The sequence below is a fragment of the Streptomyces sp. NPDC020780 genome, from assembly GCF_044334475.1.
Taxonomy (GTDB): domain Bacteria; phylum Actinomycetota; class Actinomycetes; order Streptomycetales; family Streptomycetaceae; genus Streptomyces.
Map to the genome: position 1 here is coordinate 231,426 of NZ_JBIRTB010000001.1, position 16,155 is coordinate 247,580.

Sequence of the window (16,155 nt, forward strand, 5' to 3'; positions counted from 1 at the left end):
GGGGGGCGGGGCCGGCGGCGGGCGGGGGCGGCCCCCCCCCGCCTTTGCCCCGGCGGGGGGGGGGGGGGGGGGGGTTGGTTGGGGGGGGGGGGGGGTGGGGGGGGCCCCCCCCCCCCCCCCCCCCCCCACCACCGTCGCATCCGCTTACGGTCGTCCCGCTGCGAGTCGCCGACCAACGGCGGCCGCCCACACGGAAGATCGGGGGTGTGCTCGTGCGGATCGGACTCCTCACGGACGGTGGTCATCCGTATGCGATCGGTGAGTCCGGACTCTGGTGCGACCGTCTGGTGCGCGGTCTTCCCCAGCACGAGTTCGACCTCTTCTCCCTCAGCCGCTCGGCCCGCCAGGAACAGCAGGGCCGGATCGGACTCCCGGACCGGATCGGCCGGGTGCGGACGGCGCCGCTGTGGACGGACGACGGGTGCGCCCGTCGCGGAGACCGCCCGCGTGGCCTGCCGGGCCGGCTCGCCACCGGCCTCGGGCGCTCGTACGGGCGGCGGGACAGGCACCGCTTCACGGCTCACGTGACGGCGCTCGTCGGTGCCGTCCGCGCGGGCGCGCGGGCCGCCCCGGAGCCGGGCGGCGCGGACACCGCGGCGGCGGATCTCTTCGCGGAGGGCCTCTACGGCCTCGCCGAACTGGCCCGTGAGGGCGGCGGGCTGCCCACCGCCCTGCGCTCCGAGGCGACGGTCCGCATCGTGGAGTCGGCCTGCCGCGCCCCGGGCGCCGGGCGGACCGTCCACGGCGCCACCGTCCCCGACCACCTCGCCTTCGCCTCCGCGCTGGAGCGGGCGCTGCGCCCGCTCTCCCTCGACTGGTACGACGAGGACGGGCTCGCGGCGGTCGACCTCTGCCACGCGGCCTCCGGCGCCGCCGCCCTGCCGGGGCTGCTGGCCAAACGCTTCTTCGGAGTCCCCCTGCTCGTCACGGAACACAGCCTGCCACTGCGGACGCACTACCTCGCCGCGCCCGGGACGCCGTGGCGCACGCCGGTGCGCGCCCTCCTGGCCGGGTTCCACGGTCTCCTCGCCTCCGAGATGTACCGGCAGGCCGCGGTGATCACGCCCGGCAGCACCCACGTCCGGCGGTGGCAGGAGCGCTGCGGGGCCGGCCGCGAGAAGCTGCGCACGGTCTACCCGGGCATGGAGGCGGAACGCTTCCGTGCCGTGGGGGAGGGTGAGGACCGTGCCGGCCCGGGCACCCTGGTGTGGATCGGGCGGATCGAGCCGGCGAAGGACCTGATCGCCCTGTTGCACGCCTTCGCCGAGGTGCGCCGGGCCGAACCCGACGCCCGGCTGCGCTTCTTCGGCGCCCCGGCCCAGGGGGACGAGGACGAGGCGTACCGCGCCCACTGCACGGCACTCGCCGCCCGGCTCTTCCCCGACGAGGCCACGGACGCGCACGCGGTCGGCGACCGGCCGGTCACCTTCGAGGAGATCGGCGGACCCGAGGTGCCCGGCCTCGCCGAGGCGTACGCGGCCGGCGGGGTCGTCGTCCTGTCCAGCATTGTGGAGGGCTTCCCCCTCAACCTGGTCGAGGCGATGTTCTGCGGCCGTGCCACCGTCTCGACGGACGTGGGCGCGGTGGTGGAGGTCGTGGGCGGCACCGGACTGGTCGTACCCCCGCGCACCCCCCGGGCGCTCGCGGACGCCTGCGTCGCGCTGCTCCGCGACCCCGCGCGCCGTGCACGCCTGGGCGCCGCGGCGCGCGCCCGCGCACTCGAACTCTTCACCGTCGAACAGAACCTCACGGCCTTTCGCGGCATCTACCTGGACCTGGTGGCGCACGCCCCGGCCCGGTGGACGGCCGGAGCGGGGTTCGAGGACCACGCCGGGCCGCCCCGCCCCTTCGCGGCGCCCCCCGAGGCCCACGTGCTGGACCAGCGGCCTCAGGAGCCGGTCGCCTCCGGGGCGCCCCGGAGGCCCCGCTGGGCGCTCGGATCCGAGGACGTCCGCGCGGGCGCGGGCCGGACGGGAGACGGCGATGCGTGACGATGCGGCAGGCCAGGCGTGCGGAGGAGCCCCGTCGGGGGGACCGGCCGACGCCACCGGCCTGGGCGGGGCCGCGGGGGAACCGGAGCCCCGGGACTCCGGCCCCCGGGAGACGCCCCCCTCCGGGGCGGTCGACTCCGCGGGCCCCGGGGATCCCGCCGACGGCGACGGCCCCGGACCGGTTGGTGTCCCCGGGCGGGCCCTGGACAGCGTCCAGAGCCCCGCGCAGAGCCCCGCCCAGAGCCCCGGCGGGAGCGCCGGGGTGCTCCGGGCGGCCGTGCGGGCCCCCGAGATCGCGTACCACCCGGCGCCCCGGCCCCTCGTGCGACACGGATCCGCCGACCCCGTGAAGGTGCTCATGCACCGGCACCGCGACCTGTGCGCGCGGGCCGTGGATCCTCTGGAGATCGCTGCGGGGCTGGAGGCGCACGGGCTCACCGACCGTGCCGCCGCCCGCTACCGGCACCGCGACGTCTTCTCGCTGGCCGAAGAGCTCTACGCCCGCGCCCCCCGGGCGGAGCGCCCCGGGCCGCCCCCGTCCCCGGACCCGGGCCGGAGGGCCACCGGGGCGTGGTCGGGCTGGACGCTGCTCGCCCTGCTGCCCGGCGCCGCGTGCCTCGCGACCGCCGGGGCGCTGCGGGGCACCGAAGGGGTGCTCGGAGGGGGATCGCGCCTCGCGGTGACCGCCGCGGGGGCGCTGCTCGTCCACCTCGGGCTCCGGCTCTGCCTGCGCACCGGCCCGCTACGCGCCCCGGACGGGGCCGGCGGAGTCACGCTGTACGTCTGCTGGCTCCTCGGATACGCGGTGTACGGCGAGGACCTGCTCCACCAGGTCATCAGCGGCGGCCCCGACGGTCACTGGAACGCCGCCCCCGCCCCGCTGCTCGGACTCGCCCTGGCCGTGGCCCCGGCCACCTGGTGTGCCCATCTGTTCTCCGCAGGCGCGCGCCACCGGCTGACGGGAAGCCACGCACTGGCGGACTTCGGCGGCGGGGTGCGCCCCCTGCTCCTCGGAGTCGTCGCACTCTTCCTGTGCGCGACGACCGCGCTGCTGTACCTCGCCGGTCTCGGCTACGGAGGCGACGGCGCCCTCCTCGCCCCGGCCGCCCTTGGCGTCCTCCTCCTGCTGGCCCGTCTGCTCGCCGTCCACGGTTTCCCGGAAGCCGCCGCGACCGGGCTCGCGGCCGCCTGCGCCGTCGAAGCGGCGGCCCCCTTCCTCGTTCTGGCCGGGCGCCTGCCCGGCCTCGACCTCCTCGCCCGGCCTGTGGACACCGTCGTCCGGGAGGCCGGAGCAGCCGGCGTACCCGCCCTGGCCTGTGGAATCGCCGCCCTGGGGTTACTGATCCACGCATCGGTCACCCTCTCCCGGGCATCCACCCACGCCACGGTCCAGGCCGTGGACGCACCGTCCCGCGGAGCCGACGCCGCGGGCCTTCCCCTCGCACCGCACACACCTTCCACAAGGAGAAACCGGACATGAACCCCCAATTTCCCGCACCGGCAGCCCGCCGTCGGCACCGAGGGGGTGCGCGATGAGGGTTCTGCTGCTCGGAGCCAACGGATTCCTCGGCCGCTTCGTCGCCGACCGCCTGCTCGCCGACCCCGCCGTGCACCTCACGGCACTCGGCCGCGGCGACGACGCCGACGTACGCTTCGACCTCGCCAGCGGCAGTCCCGGAGCGCTCACCCGCTTCCTGGACGCCGTCCATCCCGGAGTCGTCGTCAACTGCGCGGGCGCCACCCGCGGCGGCGCCCGGGACCTGACCCGCCACAACACCGTGGCCGTCGCGACGGTCTGCGAGGCCATGCGGCGCAGTGGGTGCAGCGCCCGGCTCGTGCAGGTCGGCTGCGCCTCCGAGTACGGCCCCTCGCAGCCCGGGTCGTCCACCGCGGAGGACGCTGTGCCCCGCCCCGGGGGCCCGTACGGGGTCAGCAAACTCGCCGCCACCGAACTCGTCCTCGGCTCCGGTCTGGACGCCGTGGTGCTCCGGGTCTTCTCACCGGTCGGGCCCGGCACCCCGGCCGGCTCCCCGATCGGCCGGCTCGCCGAGACCATGCGCCGCGCCATGCAGTCCGGAGACGCCGAGCTCAGGCTGAGCGGCCTCGGTGTCCAGCGCGACTTCGTCGACGTACGGGACGTGGCGCGCGCCGTGCACGCCGCCTCGCTCTCCGCCGCCCAGGGTGTCGTGAACATCGGCACGGGCAGGGCCGTACGGCTGCGCGACGCCGCCGCGGTCCTCGCGCGGGTCGCGGGGTACATGGGCGCCCTCCACGAACTGGACACCCCGCCCGCCCGGCTCCCGATCGGCGCCCCCCGTACTTCCACGGAGTCCGTCGTCGAACACCTCGCGGCAACCCCGTCGCCCTACCCCGACGGCTGCGGTGCCTGGCAGCAGGCCGACGTCCGCACCGCCCGTGACCGGCTCGGCTGGCGCCCCCGGATCAACCTGGAGGAGTCCCTCGCCGACATCTGGATGGAGGCGGCGTGCCGCATCTGACCGGCACCGGGTTTCTCGCCCGGACCGGCGGCGCCGAACGGCTCGGCGTCGGTGTCCCGGGCTACGCCCATCCGCTGCTCGCGCCGGCCGAATGGGCCGGGCTGAACCGCCCCGGCACCCCGCTGCGCTGGGCGGTACTCAACATCGACAACGGGCCGGGCGCCCGCCCCGACCCGCACTGCCTCGACGCCGCCGGCCGGCTGCGCAACGCCCGCGACCGCGCCCTGCACGGCGAGGCTCCGGACGACACCCTCCGGGCGGCGGCGGGGGGCAGGCTGCTGGGGCACCTCGACCTCGCCTTCGGCAGCCGCCCCTACGGGGAGCTGGTCGCCGACGCCCGGTCCTTCCTCGACTGGTACCGCGTCGGCGGCTTCTACCTCGACCGCTGCCCGGCCGATCGCGATCTCCTGCCGGCCGTCCGCCGGCTCACCAGCACCCTCGCAGCCCTCCTCGGGGACAGCGACGGCACGGACGAGGAGGGCGGGCTACTGGTGCTGGGGCACGGCACCCATCCGTATCCGGGCTACGCCGAGGCCGCCGACCAGCTCGTCACCTTCCGGGGGCCGTGGACCGACTACCGCTGGTCGCAGGTGGCCGAATGGACCGCAGCCTACGAGCCGGGCCGCTTCGCCCACTTCGTCCACGGCGTCCCGCGCACCCACCTCGAGGAGGCCATGCGCATCGCCCGGTGGCAGGGTGCGGGCACGATCTTCTTCACCGACCGGGGTGACGAGGGGGGACAGGCCGACCCATTCGCGACACTGCCCAGCTACTGGGACGAATTCGTCTCGCGGATCGGACCGGGTATCTCGGAATGAGGAGCGGCGTGGCAGTGTTACGGGAGAACAACCGTACGTAGATGAAGTACGTAGAAACCGACCACCTGCATTGTTGAGGTTCCTGTGTCGCTGCCCCCCTTGGTCGAGCCAGCTGCTGAGCTCACCGTCGACGAGGTCCGCAGGTACTCCCGCCACCTGATCATCCCGGATGTCGGGATGGACGGACAGAAGCGGCTGAAGAACGCGAAGGTGCTCTGCGTCGGTGCCGGCGGCCTCGGCTCGCCGGCCCTGATGTACATGGCCGCGGCCGGCGTCGGAACGCTCGGCATCGTGGAGTTCGACGAGGTCGACGAGTCGAACCTGCAGCGCCAGGTCATCCACAGCCAGGCCGATATCGGCAGGTCCAAGGCCCAGTCGGCCAAGGAGACCGTGCAGGGGATCAACCCCCTGGTGAACGTGGTCCTTCACGAGGAGCGGCTCGAAGCCGACAACGTGATGGACATCTTCGCCCAGTACGACCTGATCGTGGACGGTACGGACAACTTCGCCACCCGTTACCTCGTCAACGACGCGGCGGTCCTGCTGAACAAGCCCTACGTATGGGGCTCGATCTACCGCTTCGACGGCCAGGCGTCCGTCTTCTGGTCCGAGCACGGACCCTGCTACCGCTGCCTCTACCCGGAGCCGCCGCCCCCCGGCATGGTCCCGTCCTGCGCCGAGGGCGGTGTCCTCGGCGTGCTGTGCGCGTCCATCGGCTCCATCCAGGTCAACGAGGCCATCAAGCTGCTCGCCGGCATCGGTGACCCGCTGGTCGGCCGACTGATGATCTACGACGCGCTGGAGATGCAGTACCGCCAGGTCAAGGTCCGCAAGGACCCGAACTGCGCCGTCTGCGGAGAGAACCCCACCGTCACCGAGCTCATCGACTACGAGGCCTTCTGCGGCGTCGTGTCCGAGGAGGCCCAGGAGGCGGCGGCCGGCTCCACGATCACTCCGAAGCAGCTCAAGGAGTGGATCGACGGGGACGAGAAGATCCAGATCATCGACGTCCGCGAGCCCAACGAGTACGAGATCGTTTCGATCCCGGGTGCCCAGCTGATCCCGAAGGACCAGTTCCTCCTGGGCAACGCCCTGCAGGACCTCCCGCAGGACAGGCGCATCGTCCTGCACTGCAAGACCGGTGTCCGCAGCGCGGAGGTCCTCGCGGTCCTCAAGTCCGCGGGCTTCGCCGACGCGGTGCACGTCGGCGGCGGCGTGATCGGATGGGTCCACCAGATCGAGCCCGAGAAGCCGGTCTACTAGGGCGTCTGTCGAAAGTAGCCCCGTCTGCCCGTCTGCCCGAAGGGCAGGCGGGGCTTTCGATACACGTCCTGGAGTGAGCACGAGCGGCGTCACCGAGGCGGTTCGCGGCCCGTGAGGCCGTAGGCGGACAGGGGCCGGTTCCGTTCCCCGCGGAGCCGGCCCGTTCGTGTGCGCCGGGTCAGGAGCACGTGCGCCGTCCGCCGTCCGCCACCCGTCCCGGGGGGTCGGGCGCCGGTGAAGCGAGGTCACGCGGCCCCTTCCGCCCTACGAGCCGTGCCCCGCCCGCGTGGGGCGTACCAGCGGCCGGCCCGGGTCAGGAACAGACGGTCCCGTCCGGCGGGACCTTGCCGTCCAGCAGGTAGCCGTCCACGGCCTTCTGCACGCAGGCGCTGCCGCCGTTGTACGCGCCGTGCCCCTGGCCCTTGTACGTGAGCTCGACCCCGACCCCCTTGCCGAGCTCGGTGGCCATCGCCTTCGCGCCGGCATACGGCGTCGCAGGGTCCCCGGTGTTCCCGATGACCAGGATGGGCGCGGACCCCGGGGCGCTGACGTCCGGGGTCACCCAGGCGCCCGCCACGGGCCACCCGGTGCAGGACATCAGTCCCCACCCCAGGTAGTCACCGAAGACGGGGGAGGCCTTGCGGAACTCGGGGAGGGCGGCCTCGGTCTGCTCCGGGGTGAACCGCTGCTTCGAGTCGGCGCAGTTGATCGCCGCATTGGCCGCGTTGGAGTTGTCGTAGTGGCCGTTCTGGTCACGGCCGTTCAGGGAGTCGGCGAGCGCGAGCAGCAGACCGCCGTTGCCACCGTCCGCCTCGTCGAGCCCTTGTTCGAGCAGAGGCCAGGTCTCCTTGGAGTACAGGGCGGACGCGATGCCCGTGGTGGCCTGGGTCTGCGTCAGCTTCCGTTCGCCGAGCCCCGGAACGGGTGACTTCTCCAGGCCGGCGAGGAGCGCGGCGATCCCGTCCTGGACCTCCGCGGCGGTGGAACCGGGCAGCTTGCAGGCGTCGCGTTCGGCGCAGTCGGCGGTGAAGTTGTCCAGGGCGAGCTGGAAGCCCCGTGCCTGGCCGACCGAGGACTGCTTCGCGTCCTGCGTCGGGTCGACCACGGCGTCCAGGACGGCCCGGCCGACGTTCCTCGGGTAGAGGTGGGCGTAGACGCCGCCCAGCTCGGTGCCGTACGAGATGCCGAAGTAGTGCAGCTTGCTGTCGCCGAGCACCTGACGCAGCAGATCCATGTCCCGGGCGGCGTTCGTGGTGCCGACGTAGGGCAGCTCGCCCCCGGAGGTCTTCTCGCAGTCCGCGATGTAGGACCGCTGGTCCTCGACGAACGCCTTCACCTCCTGGGGGTCGTCCGGCGTGCCGTCCTTCTCGTAGCGGGCGTCCAGCGCCTGGTCGCTCGAACATTCGACACCTTCGCTGCGGCCGACCCCGCGCGGATCGAAGCTCACCAGGTCGTAGCGGGTGCGCAGGGCGTCGTACGCGGTCCCGAAGGACGGCAGCGTGGCGACCCCGGAGGCGCCGGGACCCCCGAAGTTGAAGACCAGGGAGCCGATTCGCCGGTCCTTGTTCCTTGCGGCGGCGCGGATGAGCGCCAGCTCGATGGTCTCGCCGCCCGGATCCCCGTAGTCGAGCGGTACGTTCATGAAGGAACACTCCCACGACGCCCCGCCCGGGAGCGGGGAGGGCGTGGTGCCGCTGCCCTGGGCCTGGTTCGGCGCCGGGCAGGGCTGCCAGTCCAGTTTCTGTGAGACCAGCTTCCGCGCCGTCGCCGTGGGGGAGGCGGTCGACGCCGCCGAGGGCACCGACCGGTCCGCACCTCCGCCGCCGTCCGAGCAGGCGGCCAGGGGCAGCAGCACGACGGTGGTGGCGACGAGGGCGGCGGAGCGCACGGCGGGGGAAGTCCTCATAGCCCCCATCGTGCGGCGGGCGGGGGCCGGCCGCCCGGGGCGCCGGTCCATGCGGGTGGCCCTGCCCACCCCGCTCCGGTCCGGGTTCAGAAGTGCGTGACGGTGGGGCACGAGGGCCTTCCGGGCCGGGGCGCCGTCATCCACACCGAACCCGTAAGGCCCTCACCCGCTCGAGCTCCCCGGACGGTGATCACGGTCACCGCGACCGACCTCCGTGGAGAACACCTAGAGCTCGCCCTTGCGGGTCAGCTGGTTGAAGCAGATCCAGCCCGGCAGTACCGGCAGCCACAACGTCATCACGCGGTACAGCAGGACCGCCGGCGCCGCGACCTCCTTCGGCAGGCCGACTGCGATCAGGCCCAGGGTCAGGGCGCCCTCGACCGCTCCCATGCCGCCCGGGGTCGGGGCCGCCGAACCGAGGGCGTTGCCCGCGAGGAAGACCACCGCGATGCTGGCGTAACTGAGCTGCGGGACGTCGGGTCCGCTGAACGCGCGGATCGACGCGTCCAGGCAGAGGACGAACAGGCCGGTCAGCAGCAGCATGCCGCCGATCCCGGTGACGAGCTTCTGCGGGCGCTGCACGACGTCGAGCATGCGCGGGACGACTCCCGCGAACAGCGACCGGACCCGCGTCACGACGAACTTGCGCATGAACGGGATCGCCGTCACCACCAGCACCAGTACGGCGACGGTCAGCAGCCCCGCGATCACCGTTCTCGAAGGGGTGAGCGAGTCCGGTGTCTTCTCCGTACCCGTCAGATAGCCGAACAGGGCGAGCAGCAGGATGTGGGCGCCCAGTCCGAACAGCTGGGAGGCACCGACACTCGCGACAGCGAGGCCCGGGCGCACTCCGGCGCGCTGGAGGAAGCGCGTGTTGAGGGCCACCCCGCCGACGGCCGCCGGTGCCACGATCTTCACGAAGGAACCGGCCACCTGGGCCAGCACGGTCTTGCCGAACGGCACCCGCTCGGGCACGAAGCCGAGCAGGCTCATGGCCGCAGCGACGTAGCTCAGGGCGGAGAAGCCCAGGGCCGCCGCGACCCAGCCCCACTCCGCCTGCTCCACGACCGTGCCGAAGTCGGCCTCGGTGACCTGCGAGATCAGGAAGTACGCGGCGATCGAGCCGGCGATGAAGCTGAACAGTGTCCGGGGCTTGATGCGCTCCAGCCGGACCGGTTCCACCGGAGCCTGTGGCCGGATCAGCAGCACCTGCCGCCGGATCTGGGCGAGCATGTCCTCCTCGCGCGCCTCTTCCAGGGCGTCGTCTATCGCCCGTTTCTCGGCCTGCTTCTCGGTGCGCAGCGATCTGCGGGCCGCCTTGCGGTCCCCGGCCGGCTCCTCGTGCTCCTGGGCCCGGGACTGCTTGGCCACCTGGGAGGCCTCCAGGACCGCGTCACGCTCACGCTGCGAGCGCTCCCGGGCGAGACGGCGCAGCGTCGCCCGGGTGGAGCGGCTGAGCGCGATCGGCTGCAGCAGCGGCAGGCAGTCGGCGACGGCGTCGGGCCCCAGCACGGCGAGCGCTCCGGCGACGGCCCGTTCGGCGCCCACCCGCAGCCCGGTCGTGGTGAGCAGCTGGGCGACGTCCATGCGCAGGACCAGGTCGCCTGCCGCGATCTCGCCCCCGCGCAGGTCGGTGACGAAGACGGTGCCGGAACCGTCCACCAGGATGGCGTCCCCGGTCAGCCTGCGGTGGGCGATCCGACGCGACTGGAGCGCCTTCACCTGCCGCCACGCGCCGCGCACCAGTTCGTCGGTGACCTCCTCGTCCGCCATCGCGTCCAGCGAGCGTCCGCCGATGTGCTCGTAGACGAGCATCACCGCGTCGGGGCCGAGTTCGGAGGTGGCGATCAGCTTGGGGGCGTTGGCCCCGGCCGCGATCGCCGCGTACGCGAGGAGCGCCTCCTGCTCCAGCGCCTGGCGCAGCGACTGGATGGAGCGGCGCTGGGTGATGCTGCGCAGGGTGAGCCTGCGCCACACCCGGTAGAAGAAGCCCTGGGCCTGCTGCTCGCGGTCGACGACCGTGACGTCCAGGGGTGCCCCGTCCTCGAGGGTCACGAGGTAGCGGCGGCCCCGGTCGCTCTGGTCGATGTTGTCGGGGGTCTCCTCGGCCTCGGTCCGCATCGCGGCGACCGGACGGAACCCGACGTGGCGCAGGCCGGCCATCAGATGCTGGCCGGTCGGACGGACGTTCGGGGAACCGACGGCGTACAGGGTGCCGTACGCCACGGTCCAGCCGATCAGCACCGTGAGCACGATGGAGAACGGCGTGGTGTACCCCCCGACCAGCATCGCGAAGGCGTCCAGGAGCAGGACCACCCACAGGACGACCCGCCAGCGCGGTCTGCGGGCCATCCCGACCGCCGTCATGTAGGCGATGACGGGCGCGAGGTACCCGTGGACCGGATCGGTGAGCGCATGACCGGGCTGCGGCTGGGTCAGCGCCTCCCTGATGGTGGCGGGGGCCGATCCCGCGACCCAGAGGTCGGTGGCGAGGGTGACTCCGTGGGCGAGCACGGCGGCGAGCACACCGTCCGCGATGCGCAGTCCGTCGCGTTTGATCAGGCGTTCGATGGCGAAGGCCACGGGCACGAGGAGGACGGCGATGCTCGACATCAGGCCCGCGAGTTTGATCAGCAGGTCCGGTGCCTGGTCGGTGCCCTTGGAGATGTCGTTCTCCAGCCCGGTGGTGGTGCCCTGGGCGAAGGCGGCGACGGCGAAGAGCAGGGCGATGGCGAGGACGCCGATGAGGAGCCGCAGGAGGTCGGAGGGGCGGTGCACCCGGGCGGGCAGCAGCGGTTCGTCGCCGGAGACGCGGTCCGTCAGGGCGGCGTCGGCGGACGCGAGGGTCGAGCCGGAGAGGGCCTCCGGGGCCTTCCGGGAGCCGGAGGCGGCCTCCGGAGTCTTCCGGGAGCCCGACGTGCCGGCAGGTGCCGAGGTGCCGGCTCCTGCGGATGTGTCGGCGGCTTCTGTGGGGTGACCTGCGTCAGAGCCCTCCGGGACGTCAGAGCCCTCCGGGACGTCAGAGCCCTCCGGGACGTCAGAGCCCTCCGGGACGTCAGAGCCCTCCGGGACATCAGGGCGCGGATCGGCATCAGGGGCGTCCGCCGACTTCGGTGGCTGCACGCCCTGCTCCTTCATCGCCTCTGATGTGTCTTCGTGTTCTCGTATCACCGGTCACCGCCCGGACGATGGTGGCACGGCCTGCAGACAGACGGGGGCATCAGGGGGCATTGCACGGGCGCGCGAAGCGCAACATACGCTTTTTCGCCCCTGCCCGCCCCCTGTGTGACAAGGGTTACACCGAACCGGCGCCCCTGTCGGTGGCGTACGGCAAGATGAACCGGATGAGCAAGAACCGGACAGGCGGAGGCTTCCCCGGCGCCGCGCCCTCCGTGCCCGCCGCCGAGCTGCCCGCGTACGCGGAACGGGTCCTGGACGTCGCCGACCTGATCCCGCCCGGTCGGGTCATGACCTACGGCGACGTCGCCGAATGGCTCGGGGACGGCGGGCCCAGGCAGGTGGGCAGGGTCATGGCGCTGTACGGCTCCGCGGTGCCGTGGTGGCGTGTGGTGCGGGCCGACGGGGCGCTCCTGCCGGGACACGAGCAGCGGGCCCTGGGCCACTACCGCGAGGAGGGCACGCCGCTGCGCACGGCCCCGCGGGGTGCAGAGGGGCACCTTCCGCGCCTCGATATGAAGCACGCGAGGTGGGACGGCGTCGTCGGCGGGGGCGGTGATCCGGACGGGAGCTGCGGCCGGGGCCGGAGCGGTCCGGAGGGCGACGGTCCTGGCGGGAGCGGTCCGGACGGGAACGGGCGCGAGGGCGACGGCCCGGACGGGAGCGAGGAAACTCACAGGTGACAGCTTCGGCCATCGTGCCCCGCCACGACAGGCGCCGGGCCGGTACGAGGGCGCCCGCGGGTTGCGGGGACGACGCACACGTGACGAGGGACGCAGCCGGCCGGTCACGATCCGCGGCGACACCGGCGTAGCGTCGTTCACGCGCAGCTCCGTTCCCTCGTAGCCAGCAGCACCCCAGGCACCGCACAGACCGCGTACACCCACCAGGACCGGCGACCCACGTGAGTTCCTCCTCCACCACCCGGCACAGCCCGCACCCTCGGACACGACGGCGGGCGCCGGGGGCGTACCGGCTGGTGCGGACGCCCCCGGGTTCTGTGGCCCCGCCTCTTCTGGACGCTGCCCAGCGTGCGGTGGTTGACCACCGGGACGGGCCGCTGCTCGTCCTTGCGGGACCGGGTACGGGCAAGACGACGACACTCGTCGAAGCGGTCGCGCGGCGCGTTGCGGCGGGGACGGACCCCGCCCGGATCCTGGTACTCACCTTCAGCCGCAAGGCCGCCGTGGAACTGCGCGACCGCATGGCGTCCCGGCTGGGCGGCATCCGGGGCCCGCAGGCCACCACCTTCCACTCGTACTGCTACGCCCTGGTCCGCGCCCACCAGGACGCCGACCTGTTCGCCGATCCGCTGCGCCTGCTCTCCGGGCCGGAGCAGGACGTCACCGTCCGCGACCTGCTCGCCGGTCAGCTCGGTCTGGAACAGGCCGGGCTCGCCCACGTGCGCTGGCCCGACGAACTGCGGGCCTGCCTGACCACCCGGGGCTTCGCCGACGAGGTACGCGCGGTGCTGGCCCGCAGCCGCGAACTGGGCCTCGGTCCCGACGCCCTCGCCGCTTTCGCCCGGCGCACCGGCCGCCCGGACTGGAGCGCCGCCGCCCAGTTCCTCGCCGAGTACCTGGACGTCCTGGACGCGCAGGGCGTCCTGGACTACGCCGAACTGGTCCACCGGGCGGTCCTGCTCGCCGAACGGCCGGAGGTGGCGGCCGAACTCGCCGGCAGTTACGACGCGGTACTCGTCGACGAATACCAGGACACGGACCCGGCCCAGGTCCGTCTGCTGCACGCACTGGCCGGCAACCGGGGAAGCGGCTCCCCGGGCGCCGGCGGCGGCCGGACGCTGATCGCCTTCGGTGACCCGGACCAGTCGATCTACGCCTTCCGGGGCGCCGACGTGAACGGCATCCTGGACTTCCCCGACACCTTCCGCCGGGCCGACGGCGGCCCCGCTCCCGTCGGGGTCCTCACCACCTCCCGCCGCTCCGGGGCCGACCTGCTCGGGGCCACGCGACTGCTGACCCGCCGGATGCCGCTCACCCGCCTACCGTCGGACAAGGTGCGCGCGCACCGTGAACTGTCGGCGGTGCGGGAGGGCGGCAGGGTGGAGGCGTACACCTACCCGACGGCCTCCACCGAACTGGAGAACATCGCCGACCTGCTGCGGCGCGCGCACCTGGAGGAGGGTGTGCCGTGGAAGGACATGGCGGTCCTCGCCCGTGCCGGTGGCCGTTCCATCCCCGCGGTGCGCCGGGCCCTGACCTCCGCGGGCGTACCCCTGGACGTGGACGGCGACGACCTGCCGCTGCGCCACGAGCCCGCGGTCGCCCCGCTGCTGACCGCCCTGCGCGCGGTCGCCACGGCGGCCCTGGGCGGCGCGGCGGTGGAGCGGCGGCCGGCCGGCAGGGACGAGGCGGGGAGTGACGCCTCCCCTGAGCACTCCGACGCGGGACGTGACGCCTCCCCTCGGCCCGACGCCGGGAGTGACTTCACGGGGCCGCTCCAGGGACGTGGCGCCGTCCCGGAGCGGTCCGGCGCGCCCGCGGACGACTCGGCCGTCAGCGGCGCTGCTCCCAGGCTGTCGCAGCCGGCCGCCGGGCCGCTGCCCGAGCAGGACGGTACGGCGCACGGACTGCTCGACACCGAGACGGCCCTGGCCCTGCTCACCTCCCCGCTCGGCTCCATGGACGCGGCCGATCTGCGGCGTCTCGGCCGGGCACTGCGCGACGAGGAGCGGGCCGCGGGCAACCGGGTACCCCCGCCCTCCGGGGAACTGCTCGCCCGGGCGCTCGCCGAACCCGAACGGCTCGTCACCCACGACCCGGCGTACGCCCGGGGCGCACAGCGGCTCGGCGCACTCCTGCGCACGGCCCGCGAACTCCTCGAGGGCGGCGGGACGGCCGAAGAGGCCCTGTGGACGCTGTGGGACGGCACGCCCTGGCCCGGCCGGCTCGAGCGGGCCGCGCTGCGCGGAGGAGTGAGCGGCCGGAACGCCGACCGGGACCTCGACGCCGTCTGCGCCCTGTTCGAGACCGCGGCCCGGGCCGAGGAACGTACCGGAGGTCGGGGCGCCCTCAACTTCCTGGAGGAGGTCGACGCCCAGGACATCGCCGCTGACACCCTCTCCCGGCGTGCCGTGCGCCCCGACGCCGTACGGCTGATGACCGCGCACCGGTCCAAGGGCCTGGAGTGGCGGCTGGTCGTCGTCGCCGGCGTGCAGGAAGGACTCTGGCCCGACCTGCGCCGCCGGGGCTCGCTCCTCGAGGCGGACCGGATCGGCCGTGACGGGCTGGCGGAACCGCTCACCCCCGGGGCACTCCTCGCCGAGGAGCGCCGCCTCTTCTACGTCGCCGCCACCCGTGCCCGGGAGCGGCTCGTGGTGACCGCGGTCAAGGCACCCGCCGACGACGGCGACCAGCCGTCCCGCTTCCTCGCCGAGCTGGGCGTCGCACCCCGGGACGTCACCGGCCGGCCCCGCCGCCCGCTCGCCGTGGCCCCGCTCGTCGCCGAGCTCCGGGCGACGACCGTCGACCCGGAGGCCTCCGACGCCCTGCGCGACGCCGCGGCACACCGGCTGGCGCGGATGGCCGCGCTCACCGACGACGAGGACCGGCCGCTCGTCCCGGCCGCCCACCCCCACCGCTGGTGGGGACTGAACGAGCCCACCCGCTCCGAGGTGCCGCTGCGGGACCGCGACCGCCCCGTCGCGCTCTCCGGGAGCGCGCTCGACCAGCTCGCCAACACCTGTGCCCTCCAGTGGTTCCTGGGCCGCGAAGTGAAGGCGGACGCCCCGTCGACCGCTGCCCAGGGCTTCGGCAACGTGGTGCACGTCCTGGCCGACGAGGTGGCCTCGGGACGCACCGCCGCCGATCTGGACGTCCTGATGGAGCGGCTGGACTCCGTGTGGAACGGCCTCGTCTTCGACGCTCCCTGGAAGTCACGCCAGGAGAAGGACCAGGCACGGGCCGCCCTGGAACGCTTCCTGCACTGGCACGTCCTGGACCGCGCCGGCCGCACACCGGCCGCCAGTGAGCACGATTTCGACGTGACGCTCGAAGCGGGCGCGTACGCGGTGCGCATCCGGGGTTCCATGGACCGGGTCGAACAGGACACCGAGGGCCGGGCCTACGTCGTCGACTTCAAGACCGGGAAGGCGGCCCCGACGAAGGACGAGGTGGCCGCCCACCCTCAGCTCGCCGTGTATCAGCTGGCGGTCAGGGAGGGCGCCGTCGACGACGTGTTCGACGGTCGCCGGCCCGAAGCCGGCGGGGCCGAACTCGTACAACTGCGCCAGCCCGCCCCGAAGAAGGAGGGCGGCGACACCCTCCCCAGGGTTCAGGCCCAGGAGCCCCTCTCCGGGGAGTGGGTCTCCGACCTCCTGGCGACGGCCGCCGGCCGCGTCCTGGACGAGCGCTTCACGCCCACGACCGGCCAGCACTGCACCCACTGCGCCTTCCGGGCCTCGTGCAGCGCGCAGCCCGAAGGCCGGCAGATCATCGAGTGACGGCCCGGGGGGGAACGGCCGCGGGGGCGGCGTTGTCGGT

At 73.8% G+C, this 16,155-nt stretch carries 9 protein-coding genes; 7 read left to right on the forward strand and 2 right to left on the reverse strand.

All coding sequences use genetic code 11. The features are described 5' to 3' along the window. The first annotated feature begins 212 nt into the window (after nucleotides 1–212). The 5 genes from ACH4VO_RS01075 (at nucleotide 213) to moeZ (ending at nucleotide 6,570) form a co-directional block, all read left to right on the forward strand. Complete coding sequence (locus tag ACH4VO_RS01075) at nucleotides 213–1,991, forward strand: glycosyltransferase (protein ID WP_360997981.1); 1,779 nt, start codon at nucleotides 213–215, stop codon at nucleotides 1,989–1,991. After that, nucleotides 1,984–3,471 carry a hypothetical protein gene (locus tag ACH4VO_RS01080; RefSeq protein WP_360997943.1) on the forward strand — a complete coding sequence of 496 codons (1,488 nt, stop codon included), beginning with the start codon at nucleotides 1,984–1,986 and terminating at the stop codon, nucleotides 3,469–3,471. The genes ACH4VO_RS01075 and ACH4VO_RS01080 overlap by 8 nt, the downstream gene beginning before the upstream one ends. Nucleotides 3,472–3,523: 52 nt before the next feature. Next, nucleotides 3,524–4,489 carry an NAD-dependent epimerase/dehydratase family protein gene (locus ACH4VO_RS01085; protein WP_360997945.1) on the forward strand — a complete coding sequence of 322 codons (966 nt, stop codon included), beginning with the start codon at nucleotides 3,524–3,526 and terminating at the stop codon, nucleotides 4,487–4,489. Beyond that, nucleotides 4,477–5,307: a spherulation-specific family 4 protein gene (locus ACH4VO_RS01090; protein WP_360997946.1), complete on the forward strand. Its 831-nt coding sequence runs from the start codon at nucleotides 4,477–4,479 to the stop codon at nucleotides 5,305–5,307. Before ACH4VO_RS01085 ends, ACH4VO_RS01090 begins: the two co-directional genes overlap by 13 nt. A gap of 84 nt (nucleotides 5,308–5,391) precedes the next feature. Further along, entirely contained in the window at nucleotides 5,392–6,570 is a 1,179-nt protein-coding gene (moeZ, locus tag ACH4VO_RS01095) for an adenylyltransferase/sulfurtransferase MoeZ (RefSeq protein WP_069170847.1), read from the forward strand. A gap of 313 nt (nucleotides 6,571–6,883) precedes the next feature. On the opposite strand, the gene ACH4VO_RS01100 is transcribed toward moeZ, so the two are convergent. Then, a complete protein-coding gene (locus ACH4VO_RS01100) occupies nucleotides 6,884–8,476 on the reverse strand; it encodes an alpha/beta hydrolase (RefSeq protein WP_360997948.1) in 1,593 nt (530 codons plus the stop codon). A gap of 225 nt (nucleotides 8,477–8,701) precedes the next feature. Next, nucleotides 8,702–11,599 carry a lysylphosphatidylglycerol synthase domain-containing protein gene (locus tag ACH4VO_RS01105; RefSeq protein WP_360997950.1) on the reverse strand — a complete coding sequence of 966 codons (2,898 nt, stop codon included), beginning with the start codon at nucleotides 11,597–11,599 and terminating at the stop codon, nucleotides 8,702–8,704. Between the two features lie 221 nt (nucleotides 11,600–11,820). Between ACH4VO_RS01105 and ACH4VO_RS01110 the strand changes: the two genes are divergently transcribed. Beyond that, the gene (locus ACH4VO_RS01110) at nucleotides 11,821–12,336 is read left to right on the forward strand and encodes an MGMT family protein (protein ID WP_360997952.1); all 516 of its coding nucleotides are present in this window, start codon (nucleotides 11,821–11,823) and stop codon (nucleotides 12,334–12,336) included. Nucleotides 12,337–12,557: 221 nt separating this feature from the next. Beyond that, the gene (locus tag ACH4VO_RS01115) at nucleotides 12,558–16,115 is read left to right on the forward strand and encodes an ATP-dependent DNA helicase (protein ID WP_360997953.1); all 3,558 of its coding nucleotides are present in this window, start codon (nucleotides 12,558–12,560) and stop codon (nucleotides 16,113–16,115) included. The last annotated feature ends 40 nt before the right edge of the window (nucleotides 16,116–16,155 follow it).

What these genes read in the sequence shown, in the direction of transcription:
- ACH4VO_RS01110 (WP_360997952.1), top strand. Translation starts at nt 11,821, where the DNA reads ATGAGCAAGAACCGGACAGGCGGAGGCTTCCCCGGCGCCGCGCCCTCC.
- ACH4VO_RS01100 (WP_360997948.1), bottom strand. Translation starts at nt 8,476, where the DNA reads ATGAGGACTTCCCCCGCCGTGCGCTCCGCCGCCCTCGTCGCCACCACC.
- ACH4VO_RS01080 (WP_360997943.1), top strand. Translation starts at nt 1,984, where the DNA reads ATGCGTGACGATGCGGCAGGCCAGGCGTGCGGAGGAGCCCCGTCGGGG.
- ACH4VO_RS01085 (WP_360997945.1), top strand. Translation starts at nt 3,524, where the DNA reads ATGAGGGTTCTGCTGCTCGGAGCCAACGGATTCCTCGGCCGCTTCGTC.